Genomic DNA, 12748 nt, shown 5'->3' on the forward strand with positions numbered 1-12748 from the left:
GGCATGACTGACAACCGCGACATAAAGCTTGATGCATCCTGGAAGGCCCTGCTGGCCGACCAGTTCGGGCTGGATTATATGAAAGCCCTGCGTCGCTTTCTGCAGTCTGAAAAGCAGCAGGGCAAACAGATTTATCCTGCTGGTGCCGATATTTTTAATGCCCTGAATACGACACCTTTTGATCAGGTGAAAGTCGTGATACTGGGGCAGGATCCCTATCATGGTCCGGGCCAGGCGCATGGTCTGTGCTTCTCGGTGCGTCCCGGTATTGCCTTGCCGCCGTCCTTGCAGAATATCTACAAAGAAATTCATGCCGACCTGGGTCTGCCGGTGTCGCGCAGTGGCTGTCTCAACGCCTGGGCGGAGCAGGGGGTGTTGTTGCTTAATTCAGTGTTGACCGTAGAGGCGGGCAAAGCTGCGTCACATCAAGGCAAAGGCTGGGAGATCTTCACCGACCGAGTCATCAGTGTATTGAACGAGCGCGCGCAGCATCTGGTATTCCTGCTGTGGGGCAGTTACGCTCAGCGCAAAGGTGCGATGATTGATCGCGACCGGCACCTGGTGCTGCAGTCGCCACATCCGTCGCCGCTATCAGCCCATCGCGGCTTTTTTGGCAATCAGCATTTTTCCAGGGCCAATGCTTACCTTGGCGAACACAATAAAACGCCGATTGACTGGCGAGTGGAGTAGAAGATGAGCGATGCCATTGCAGTTAAAGACAGCAACAGCGACGCCCGCTGTATCATTATCGGCGCCAGTCATGCCGGTTCACAGTTGGCGGTAAATCTGCGCAAGAATGGCTGGCCTGGTGAAATCGTGCTCGTGGGCGCGGAAGCGCAATTGCCCTATCACCGGCCGCCGCTGTCGAAAACCGTCATGGCCGGCACAAAAACTCTGGACAATATTCTGCTGCGTCCCGAGGCGATGTATACCAGCAACAACATTTCCCTGCGTCTGGCGACGCAGGTGCAGCAAATAGTACCCACCCAAAAACGTATTGTGCTTGCCACTGGCGAGGATATCTCCTACGACAAACTGGCTTTGTGCACCGGAGCCAGGCCCATCAAACTGCCGCTGGGTGACGGGCTTGATGGCGTGTGTTATCTGCGCAGCTATGAGGATGTCAAAACTATTCAGCAACAACTGGCCGACAAGCGTCGTGCGGTTGTTATCGGTGCCGGTTATATAGGTCTGGAAGCGGCGGCCGTGATGTCCCGGCTTGGCCTGCAGGTCACCGTGCTGGAGCGCGCCGACCGGGTACTGCAGCGGGTCACCGGTGGCCAGGTGTCGCAATACTTCACCGATCTGCATCGATCCCATGGCGTGGAGATTGTGTGTGATGCAGAGGTTATTGCCATCAATGGTCAGCATGCAGTGGATTCAGTGAGCTGCGCCGATGGTAGCCGTTATCCGGCCGATATCGTGATTGTGGGCATTGGCGTTACACCGGAAACAACGCTGGCACAGGACGCCGGTCTGAGAATTGAAAACGGTCTCTATATTGATGAATATTGCCGCACCAGCGATGAGCATATCTATGCGGCTGGTGATTGCACCTCCTACCCTGATGCGCGTTATCAGCGCCGGATCAGGCTTGAGTCCGTGCAGAATGCCAACGACCAGGCGCGAATCGCGGCCATCAATATCTGTGGCGGCCGCGACCGGTATCAGGTCATTCCCTGGTTCTGGTCTGATCAGTTTGATATCAAGTTGCAATCGGCGGGTCTTTCTGATGGTTTTGATGACACTGTGCTGGATGGCAGTCTGGACCCGGCGGACCCCGAAGGTTTTGTGATTCAGTATCTGCGGGAAGGGAAATTGATTGCGGCTGACTGCGTAAAACGACCCAAAGAATTCATGGCATTAAAAGCCAGGATTTAAGCCGCGCCCCGGTCGCCGGTTTACCTGGTTGCCGGTGCACTCAGTCGCTGGTGCACTCAGTCGCCGGTATAAATGCAGCCACTGGTGCAGGTTTCGCGAATCTCTATCCGGCACAGCGCCGGCAGCAGCGGTTTGAGTTGTTGCCAGATCCAGCGCGCAATATTTTCGCTGGTCGGATTGGCAAGCCCTTCGATGTCATTCAGGTAATGATGATCCAGCTGCTCCCAGATGGGTTTAAACGTTTTCTTGATGTCACCAAAATCCATCACCCAGCCGCTGTGTTCGCCCACCGGTCCACTGACAACAAGTGTCACCTGAAACGAGTGTCCATGCAGGCGCGCGCACTTGTGTCCTGCCGGAACATTGGGCAGACGATGAGCCGCTTCGAAGGTAAATTCTTTGTAGATTTCCATAAGGCGGCAAGTCTAACGCCAGCCTCTCAGCTTGTACAGACCTGCACCGGCGGTTGACGTCACTAAATCTTAAAATTTGTTTGACATGCCAGCTCAAGTCGGTAAAATGCGCGTCACTCAACACAGCGGGTTGTTAGCTCAGTTGGTAGAGCGTCGCCCTTACAAGGCGAATGTCGGGGGTTCAAATCCCTCACAACCCACCAACAAATGACTCGTTGTTTAGGTCATTAGATGCTAAAGTGTTGCGCTACCGTGGACCGGTAGTTCAGTTGGTTAGAATGCCGGCCTGTCACGCCGGAGGTCGCGAGTTCGAGTCTCGTCCGGTCCGCCATTATTTGTGACAAAAAGCCCTTGTTAAGCAAGGGCTTTTTTATTTCCGGTGACAAAACTTCCTCATGCTCACCAGCAAGCAGATCTGCGTACAGTCCGTCCACGACGATGTGCTGCAAGCGCACGATGTCAGCCTGCGTGTCATCCGTTTTGATCTGGCGCACCCCACCGTGGGGGGCAACAAATGGTACAAATTACAGCGTAATCTCGCGCTTGCCCGTGAGCAGGGTGCAACCCGACTGCTCAGCTTTGGTGGTGCCTATTCCAATCACCTTTATGCGTTGGCTGCCGCCGGCGCCGCCGCCGGATTTGAAACGGTGGGTGTTGTGCGTGGAGAACTGGTGCAACCCTTGAACAGCACGCTGGCATTCGCGCATGCCCACGGCATGCAATTGATTCCGGTCAGCCGCGCGACCTATCGACGTCGCAGCGACGCTGACTACATTGCCGGGCTGCATCATCAATACGGTCCGTTTTACCTGATACCCGAAGGCGGCGCCAATGTGGCCGGTGTGCGTGGTTGCGAAGACATGGCCACGGTACTGGCCACCCTGATTCCCGATCTGGCTGATTGCGAAATTGCACTGGCCTGCGGCACCGGTACCACGCTGGCAGGCCTGCTCAGTGGCCTGCGCCTGCTATATAAACATCAGACCAATGAATCCCGACCGTTTGTCCGGGGTGTGGCGGTGCTCAAAGGTGCTGATTTTCTGCGGCACGACATACGACACTGGCTGACCTGTGTGAACTCCCCGGCCAAGGACGAGGACTGGTGTCTGGAGACGGATTATCACGGTGGGGGGTATGCCCGCGTGAATCAGGACCTGTCAGACTTTGTCGTCAGGTTTGCCCGCATGCACAATATTGCGCTGGAGCCGGTGTACACCGGAAAGCTGATGCAGGCTCTGTATCAACGTATCGGCTCTGGGCTTTATCCGCCTGGCAGCCGCATCCTGGCTTTACATACCGGCGGTCTGCGGCCTCTACAGAGTAACCCCTGATAGCTGATACTCGGTCATTTTGATGCCGCAAATTGACAATGACTGTCAGCCGTCTGTGTTCGGTGTCTCGTGCAGATACACACTAAATCTGCAAAGTCTAAATTGTTGTTAAAGCTTTGCCTGGTCTCGCCGCTACGTGGTCAGACACTGCTGACAGCAGTCCTGATCGGGGATTTATATGATAAGAAAAATTACAATTGGCTTGCGTCTGAGCCTGGTTTTGGGGTTTGCCGTGGTAGCACTTTTAAGTATCGGTATAACAGGTATCAATCGGCTCGCGAATCTGAACGAAGAAACCAACACCATCGTTACCCATCGCGTGCCCAGCCTCGAGGCGGTTAATGGCGTGTATGCCAATTTTCTGCTCATGCGGGTTAATTCTGCCAATCTGATGTCCGCAGAGAACCTTGAAGAGCAGGAGGGCTATAATGCTGCGTATTTTGTCGCAGAAGAAGCCATGGAAGCCGCTTCCTCTGACTACGATAACCTGATTGAATCTCCCGTGGCGCGCGATTTGTTCAATCAGACAACAACAAGGATTGACGACTACAGGGCGTTGGCACAGACGCTTCGCTCGCTGGCTGCCGACAATCGGATGCCCGAAGCCATCGATATGCTGGATACTGTCATAGCCCCTGCAGCTCGCGCTGTCACAGACTTAATAGAACAACTTGTGGCGTTTCAGGTTAATCGAATCGACGAGGCGGCTTATGAAACGGATGCATATTATGCGCAATCCAGGAATACATCCATTGTCGCGATGCTGGCAATTGTGCTGGTTGTGACACTGGCGGCCTGGCAATTGACGATCAGCATCGTGCGGCCAATCCGGTCAGCGGTGCAAGCAGCCAAACAAATTGCCGACAATGACCTTACCGCAAAAATTACCGTAGACGGTGACGATGAAGCGACTGTTCTGCTGCGCGCGATTGAACAGATGCAAACCAATTTGAAACAGGCAATGGACCGGATTTCGACCTCAACCGATCAGTTGGCATCGTCGTCTGAGGAGCTCAGTGCTGTTACGGATGAAACCAATAACAATCTGCAGCAACAGAGCGAACAACTGACGCTCGCGGCCTCCGCTGTCACTGAGCTGACCTATGCCATTGAAGAGGTAGCTTCCAATGCTTCTGAAACGGCGCGAGTATCAGCAGATACCGAGGAACAAACCAGCATCGGTCTGGATCAAGTGAAAAAAACCGTGTCCGCGATTGAGAGCTTGATGACCGACATACAGGAAAATGCTGGAAATACAGATACGCTGGCAGCACGGGTTGAAGATGTCGGCGCGGTGCTTGATGTGATTCGCAGCATCGCCGAACAAACCAACCTGCTGGCTTTGAATGCCGCCATTGAGGCAGCCAGAGCCGGTGAACATGGTCGGGGTTTTGCGGTTGTGGCAGACGAAGTGCGAGGCCTTGCCGGGCGCACTGCCGAATCAACCAAGGAAATTGAAGAGATAATCAAAGCCATCCGCGATGGCAGCAAGGAGGCTGTGCTGTCCATGAAGGAAAGCCAGCAAAGCGCCAGCGATACACTGGCGGTAGGGCTTAGGGCTGGCGAGGCGCTCGAGAAAATTGCGGGTTATATATCCACCATCAGCGACCGTAACACCTCCTCAGCCAGTTCTTCCGAGCAGCAGGCACAGGTTGCAAGGGAAGTGGACCGCAACCTGCTGGCACTGAAGGAGCTTGGAGAACAGACAGCCACCGGTTCGAGGCACACCAGCCAGGCGAGTCAGGAGCTGGCCAGACTGGCGGAGAATCTGAGCGGATTGGTTACTCAATTTAAAATTTGATTAACGTTAGTTACGATCAAGCGGGGTTGGGGGGATTGTTAATCACCCAATGCCGCTCTGACCTTCATCGCCAGATCCCCGCGGCTGTAAGGTTTGCCGAGCAACTGAACACCGGGATCCAGCCGGCCGTGGTGCACGATGGCGTTTTCCGTGTATCCGGAGGTGTACAACACCCTGACCTCCGGGTATTGGGCAACGACAATCTCCGCCAGCTGCCTGCCGGTCATGCCGCCCGGCATCACTACATCGGTCAACAGCAGGTCAACTGGTGCAATGCGGGTCAGTGTTTCAAGCGCCTGCGGACCGTTGTCGGCCTCACTGACCCGATAGCCCAAGGCGGCAAGTTGCCCCGTAACGTAATCGCGTACCAGTTCGTCATCTTCGACCACCAGTATATGTTCAGTGCCGCCTCTGATTGGCGTCTCGCTAAACTGCGCTTCGTCTGTATTGGCAGCCAGTCGGGTTCTGGGGAAATACAGCTTCACTGCCGTGCCCACTCCCTGCTCTGAATAAATCTTCAGGTGGCCATTGGACTGTTTGGTAAAACCATACACCATGCTCAGGCCCAGGCCGCTGCCTTTGCCAAATTCCTTGGTGGTGAAAAAGGGCTCGATGGCCCGGTTCTGAATGTCAGCAGCCATCCCTGCGCCTGTGTCAGAGACAGATACCAGCAGGTATTCTCCCGGCTCTATGCCACCGTTAAGCTCTGCATAATCCTCATCCAGGACGGCGTTTGCGCTCTCGATGGTCAATTTGCCGCCGTCGGGCATCGCATCGCGGGCATTCAGCACAAGGTTCAGCAGGGCGACTTCAAGCTGCCCGGGGTCAATTTGGATGGTCCAACTGTTTGCGGCACTCACCACATTTATATCAATATGTTCTGGCAGGGTTCGCTTGAACAGGGTCTCCATCGTTTTCAGCGAGCGCGTTATGTCCAACACTTTCGGGTTGAGCGCCTGGCGCCGGGAGAACGCCAGCAACCCATTGGTCAGCTCGGCGCCGCGTTCTGCGGCGCTGATGGCCACCTCTGCCAGTCTGATCAGCTCCGGTTCGCCATGCAGTCGGTCCTGCAACTCTTCCATGTTGCCCAGGATGACCGTGAGCAGGTTGTTGAAGTCATGCGCGACGCCTCCCGTAAGCTGGCCGACCGCTTCCAGCTTCTGTGCCTCTCTGAGCTGAATTTCTAGATTTCGCTGTTCGCTCAAATCGACCATGCTGCCCAGCATCCGGATCGCGGTACCTGTCTCGTCCCGAATAATGAAACCTCTGTCCAACACCATCGCAACGCTGCCGTCTGCCTTGATAAAACGATACTCGTCAGACCAGCTTTGTTCATCACCCTCAATGGCTTTGTGAATATTGAACATTACCCGCTGAAGATCGTCGGGATAAATCCGACTGGTCCAGGATTCCGGGCCAGACTCCAGGTGACCGCGATCGTGACCGAATACTGACTCCATGCTGTTATTCCACCACACCAGATTGCTGCGGAAGTCCCAGTCCCAGATCACATCATTGGTGGCCCTGGACAACAGCTGAAAGCGTTCGTCACTCAGCCTGAGTGCATTGTCTGTGACCTTGCGCTCGGAGATATCGCGTTGCACGGCGACCCAGTGGGTGTGTGTGCCATCAGCGGCAAATATGGGTGCTATGTCCACCTCGAGCCAGTATTTATCGCCGGTGCGGCTGTAATTCAACAATTCAACGCGTACTGTCCGTTTGTTCTCCAGTGCCTGGCGTATTTTAGTCAGAGCGGCTTTGTCGGTGTCTGGCCCCTGCAAGATGCGGGGCGTTTGACCGATGATCTCTTCCTTTGCATACCCGCTCAGCTTGACGAAGGCGTCATTTACGTACACGATTCTGGGCCCCTCGGGGGCGTCAATCGATTGAGCATCGGTAATCACCACGAGGTCATTAAGCCGTTCAATGGATGACTCCAGCAGCCGCATACGTTCCTCGGCAGCCCTGTTGTCCGATATATCGCGGAAATGGACAGCCAGTCCCTCCGGCACCGGATAGATGTTGAAGTCAAACCAGGTATTCAGCGGTGGGTAATATTCAATCCTCTGCCTGGTTTTGCCGGATTCTGATGCGCGGGTAAAATCATTGGCGAAGTCAGTGTTTTTTGCTTCAGGGAACTCTTCCCAGATATTTTTCCCGAGCAGCGTGTCTCTGCCCCGATGCAGCAAAAGCTCAGCCTGGTTATTAACAAAGCTGAAGTTCAACGCTTTATCCAAAATATAAAAGGCGTCGGAGATGTTTTCCAGTGTCTCGTTAAGATTCAGCCGGGCTTTTTCCGCCTGTGACTTGATGCCCATCTGTTCACTGATGTCCTGCACAAACCCAACCACAACCTGACGGCCAAATTTTTCGTGACGCTCACCAACGCCCCTGACATGAATCACGCTGCCGTTGTGGCGCTCGATTCGGTGCTGGAACAGAATTTGCGGTTCGTCTCTGTCGATAAATTTCTGAAAGACCGTCAGCATCTCTGCCTTGTCATCGGGATGGACCATGGCCAGGTATTGATCAAAATCAGGCTGACCGGAACCACTGGCTGTGCCGTACAGTTCATAAACAAAGTCTGGCCAGATCAGCGCGCCGCTGATGATATCGTATTCCCACCAGCCCGCGTGCAGCAGCCGTTCCACAGTGCGCAGTCGCGCGTCCTGTTCTTCGACCTTGCTGAGCGTGTGTTTCATGCGATCAACCTGCAGCAATACGTCTTCGATCAGCGCTGCAAGCGGACTCTGGAGAGCTGTTGACAGTTCAGACCGGTGTGCGCCTTTGATCAGCGGCGTCAGGTCCTCGACGCAGTGTGCGATCAGTACGATTCGACCATGGCTGTCTTTGATGGGTAAATTGACGGGGCTCCAGAAACGTTCCTCAAATAATCCGTCACGGTTTCTCACCGGGTATCGCTGTATACCCATGACATCGGTGGTTTTGAGCCGTTCCACGCGCTCCAAAGATGCTTTCAGGTTCTGCTCACCGTCGGCAGCTGAATCATCAGGGTCGTCAGGGAAAATATCGAATATTGACCGACCCAGAATAGCATGCCTGGATGTCATCGTGGCTTGCAGGTATTCATTGCTGGCGGCGACAATATCATGTGAAAACGGTCGCAATACAAGCAGTTTGCCAGGTGTCTGTTCGAAAATGGTACGAAATTCGTCCTCTGTCGACCGAGCGTGCAGGTCAACAGCCTCGAATTCATGAGATATGAGTAAATGTGTGTCGTGATTGAGTTCAAGCAGGGCAAGTCTTGTGCGGACAGGTCTGGCTTGACCGGATCTATCGACCAGTACCCAGTACTCAGGAGTAGCGCTGTTGCTGGCAAAATCCAGCATCGCCTGACGACAGCGTTGTTGCTCATCAGGGTGAATAAGGTCGGTAACTTGTCGCTCTGCGAGTTCGTCGGCTGAATAACCGAGGGCGTGAGTAATCGACAGGTTGGTATAAACTACCTTCAGCTTTGGCAGGCTGACGAGCCAGGCGCAAATACCGAGCGAGTCGAGCACTGCCAGCTTGTCGAAGGCAGTGTCAGGAATAGGATTGTCAAACACGTTAACCTCTTAATATATAAAGTGTTATGGTTGACATCCTGTCCCGGGTGGAAAAGCGTTATTGGTGTTTTTCAGGTGCGATTAACGCCAACAGGCGACAAGCAGGCCTCCTGGCGAATTGAGTCTAACGGAAACAGGGTTCAAAAAGTATCAAACACGTGAATTTTGTCAGTTAAGCCGTGTTAAGCTCAATAGCTGCAGCCTGTCAGGGTGTTGTTTAAATTGAGAAATAAAAATGAGAATCATGCTCGCTTTACCTAATAGGCACATGCCTGTTCGCTGTTTTTTTGTTTTGTTGATAGCGCTCATCCTGGCGACGGAGCCACTGACACCCTGGGGATTTGCACACGGGCTCTGGTACGTGCCGGTAATACTGGCAGCCAGTTTCTGGGGTGACAGGCTGCTGCTGACGCTTGTCTACAGTCTGAGTATCGCTGGTGTGTTGTTGGGTTTTGTCATATCACCGCCACCCCCCGTCGATTTTCCGCTGGAGTATGTCATTGGCAACCGATTGATGTCGCTGGTGGCATTGACCGCGATATATTTCCCGGCGATGTATTTTTACCGTTTCCGGCACCGCTCGGAATTGGCCTTGCAGAACAATGCCAGCGTGTTGCTGGCCAGGTGGCATGACACAATTGAGAGCATCACTGATGCGTTTTTTGTGCTTGATGGTGAGTTCAGGTTTACCTACCTGAATGCCAAGGCAGAGGCTATACTCGGGCAGTCCCGGGACGCGTTGTTGAATACTGTGGTCTGGGACGAATGTGGCGCAGGCTACGATGGCCCATTTGCACCGCGTTACCGCGAAGCCATGCAGTCGGGTCAGCCAGTTTTCTTCAAAGCCTACTTTGAACCAACCGAGATGTGGCTGGACGTCAGGGCCTATCCCTCTGTTAACAGTCTGGCTGTCTATTTCAGAGACGTCACTCAGGAGTGTGCGGAGCAGGAGGAGTTAAGGTTGTTGCGCACAGCCATCGCTCAGCTCGATGATTTTATTCTGATCACCAAGGCGGACTCCGTGAACGAGCCCGGACCCGAAATAGTATTTGTGAACGATGCGTTTGAAAAAATAACCGGCTATTCTGCCGAAGAGGCAGTCGGCAATACGCCTCGATTGCTGCAGGGAGAAAATACTCAACGGGGCGAATTGGATCGTATTCGCCATGCCCTGGAGAACTGGCAGCCTGTGCGAGCACAACTGCTCAATTATAAAAAGAATGGTGATGAACTTTGGCTGGAACTGAACATCGTACCCATTCGTGATGACACGGGTGTGTATACCCACTGGGTGGCGGTCGAACGAGATATAAGCGAGCAAAAACGCCTGCGGGAACACCTTGAGGCCGCGCACAGGATGGAGTCGATTGGCCAGCTGACCGGGGGCATAGCCCACGACTTTAACAATCTGCTGACCGTTATCGCCGGCAATGCTGAACTCATTGAAGAAAGCTCCGCTGCCGATGACCCTCGAAACAGGCAGTCTCGACTGATCAGAAAAGCATCTGCTCGTGGCAGTGCGCTGACTAAAAGCATGCTGGCGTTCTCAAAACGGCAGGCACTGAGCCCCGGTATATTGGCGCCGAAATCATTGATGGACAGCATTGAACCCATTATAAAAGCGGGCGTTGGCAGCAAGGTATCAATTTCGATTGACGTCACAGACGGGCTGTGGAATATTTTTGTTGACCAGTCGCAGTTGGAGAGTGCTTTGTTGAATCTGGCTATCAATGCATCCGATGCCATGCCCGCCGGTGGGCGCCTGACAATTGCTTTCAGTAACAAGTCAGTGACGCAAGCTGAGGTGACCCGATTTTCAACCATCAATCCGGGGGATTACGTGGTGGTCTCGGTGCAGGATACCGGTGAGGGTATCCCCGAAGCTTTGGTTGGACAGATTTTCGAACCTTTTTTCTCGACCAGAACATCTGACAATAAATCAGGTCTTGGTTTGAGCATGGTGTTTGGTTTTGTACAGCAGTCGGCGGGACATATTACCGTGCAGACAACGGTCGATAAAGGTGCGAAGTTTGATCTTTGGTTGCCTGCTGCAGCAGATGGCGCGGTTGCAAATCGGCATTCGACTAGCCGACCAGGCAGACCGGGTGCCATGACAGGGACGGGAGGCGGGCAGCAAACTCTATTGTTGGTCGAAGATGACGAGGACATAAATAATCTGGCGCGAGGCTGGCTGGTCGAGCAAGGTTACCAGGTGCTGACGGCCAGCGATGTCAGCTCAGCCTTTCGAATCATCGATGCCACGGACAAGCTGGATCTGTTGTTCACGGACATCATGCTGCCTGGTGAGCGCAGCGGCATCGATGTTGCCAAACACTATCAGTCCCGGCACAACGCCGGTCGCGTGGTTTACACCTCCGGGTATTCAGACCAGCTGCATTCACACAACATTGGCACCGATATAAATTTGTTGGCCAAACCTTATTCCCGGCAGCAATTGCTGGAAAAACTGGGGGCGACTCTCGCCGTTTCTGATTCAGCCTAACGGACAACTACATGCTTGCGGGGGCAGTGTCCATACTCGGTGACACGGCCTATTAAAAATGGAAGGTGATTAAATGCTTGATGCCACAGGATTAACAGAACGTCCGCGAAGGCTGCTGGTGCTGGACGATGAGGAAATGATCGGTTTGACCATTGTCGATATTGCGATCCAGGCAGGCCTTGAGTGCCGTAATACGACAAATGCCGATGATTTCATGTCCTGTGTGGGAGACTGGGATCCGGATGTCATTGTGCTGGATCTGCTACTGCCGGGTACCGATGGTATTGATATCATCAACATACTTGCCGGCATCTCGAACCGTGCGCAACTGATTGTCACCAGTGGCTTAGGTGCAAAAATTTTGAATAGCGCATGCGACGCTGCCATGGAACATGGCCTGAATGTGCTGGGGTCGTTGCCAAAACCGTTTGTTCCAGCGGACCTTCGAGAACTCCTGAGTCGAATGACGTTGAGTGGTGAAAATAGGCCAACTGGTGGCGGGCAGTATTTTTCACCCGACCTTGAGGACCTGCAAACGGCCTTGTCCCAAAAGCAGTTATTTGTTGTCTACCAGCCCAAGATAAAGTGCAAGAGTGGTTTGCTTGCCGGTTTCGAAGCGTTGGTCAGATGGCAGCATCCCAAACATGGCATCATACCGCCGGATAAGTTTATCCAACTGGCCGAAGACTACAACCTGATTGATCAGCTTACTCTGGTAGTCGTGGAGGAGGCGTTGGCCTGGTTTTCGACAAGACTCACCAGCTACCAGCCTCGTCTGTCTGATCTGAGCCCTGAGGCAGATCTGTGCCTGTCCTTTAACATCTCGGCTAAATCTTTGCCAAATGCGGATGTGTTTGACTGGGTATATTTCAGATGTCAAACACTTGGCATTCATCCGCGTCGTCTGATTTTCGAACTGACAGAGTCGAGCACCATGCACGACTCGCCTAACGCCTACGACAATTTGACCAGGCTGAGAATGCGGGGGTTCAAATTATCGATTGACGATTTTGGTACCGGATACTCTTCGATGGTGCAACTGGTAAAGCTGCCTTTTTCGGAGATGAAGGTCGACAAGTCCTTTGTACTGGCTGCCATGAAGTCAAAGGAGTCAAAAGCGATTGTGGGTGCCATTATCAACCTTGGTCACAGTCTGAACATGTCAACAACGGCTGAAGGAATTGAGGATCAGTCAACACTGGACTATTTGAGCTCACTTGACTGCGATCAGGCACAAGGCTACTACATTGCCC

At 53.4% G+C, this 12748-nt stretch carries 8 protein-coding genes and 2 tRNA genes; 8 read left to right on the plus strand and 2 right to left on the minus strand.

Translation table 11 applies throughout. The features are described from left to right. Positions 1–3 precede the first annotated feature (3 nt). Both ung and WD071_RS10730 read left to right on the plus strand, forming a co-directional pair. Positions 4–690, plus strand: a complete 687-nt coding sequence (gene ung / locus WD071_RS10725) for a uracil-DNA glycosylase (protein ID WP_368048369.1) — start codon at positions 4–6, stop codon at positions 688–690. 3 nt (positions 691–693) lie between these two features. Next, on the plus strand, positions 694–1881 hold the full coding sequence (locus tag WD071_RS10730; protein WP_368048370.1) for an NAD(P)/FAD-dependent oxidoreductase: 1188 nt from the start codon (positions 694–696) through the stop codon (positions 1879–1881). A gap of 56 nt (positions 1882–1937) precedes the next feature. Here the strand turns inward: WD071_RS10730 and queD are convergent, their stop codons facing one another. Continuing rightward, complete coding sequence (gene queD, locus WD071_RS10735) at positions 1938–2294, minus strand: 6-carboxytetrahydropterin synthase QueD (RefSeq protein ID WP_368048371.1); 357 nt, start codon at positions 2292–2294, stop codon at positions 1938–1940. A gap of 127 nt (positions 2295–2421) precedes the next feature. Between queD and WD071_RS10740 the strand changes: the two genes are divergently transcribed. The 4 genes from WD071_RS10740 (at position 2422) to WD071_RS10755 (ending at position 5426) form a co-directional block, all read left to right on the plus strand. Further along, positions 2422–2497: transfer RNA gene (locus WD071_RS10740), tRNA-Val, on the plus strand. A gap of 51 nt (positions 2498–2548) precedes the next feature. Further along, a tRNA-Asp gene (locus WD071_RS10745) sits at positions 2549–2625 on the plus strand. Positions 2626–2689: 64 nt separating this feature from the next. Beyond that, positions 2690–3625 (plus strand): 1-aminocyclopropane-1-carboxylate deaminase/D-cysteine desulfhydrase, encoded by a 936-nt coding sequence (locus tag WD071_RS10750; protein WP_368048372.1) that lies wholly within the window; start codon positions 2690–2692, stop codon positions 3623–3625. A 178-nt stretch (positions 3626–3803) separates the two neighbouring features. After that, positions 3804–5426 (plus strand): methyl-accepting chemotaxis protein, encoded by a 1623-nt coding sequence (locus tag WD071_RS10755; protein WP_368048373.1) that lies wholly within the window; start codon positions 3804–3806, stop codon positions 5424–5426. 38 nt (positions 5427–5464) lie between these two features. On the opposite strand, the gene WD071_RS10760 is transcribed toward WD071_RS10755, so the two are convergent. Next, positions 5465–8992, minus strand: coding sequence for a PAS domain S-box protein (locus WD071_RS10760; protein ID WP_368048374.1), 3528 nt, complete (start codon positions 8990–8992; stop codon positions 5465–5467). A gap of 268 nt (positions 8993–9260) precedes the next feature. Between WD071_RS10760 and WD071_RS10765 the strand changes: the two genes are divergently transcribed. After that, the gene (locus tag WD071_RS10765; RefSeq protein WP_368048375.1) at positions 9261–11495 is read left to right on the plus strand and encodes a PAS domain S-box protein; all 2235 of its coding nucleotides are present in this window, start codon (positions 9261–9263) and stop codon (positions 11493–11495) included. Between the two features lie 73 nt (positions 11496–11568). Then, on the plus strand, positions 11569–12748 hold a 1180-nt coding region (locus WD071_RS10770), incomplete at its 3' end, for an EAL domain-containing protein (protein ID WP_368048376.1).

The organism is Pseudohongiella sp. (assembly GCF_040877505.1).
Lineage (GTDB): Bacteria > Pseudomonadota > Gammaproteobacteria > Pseudomonadales > Pseudohongiellaceae > Pseudohongiella.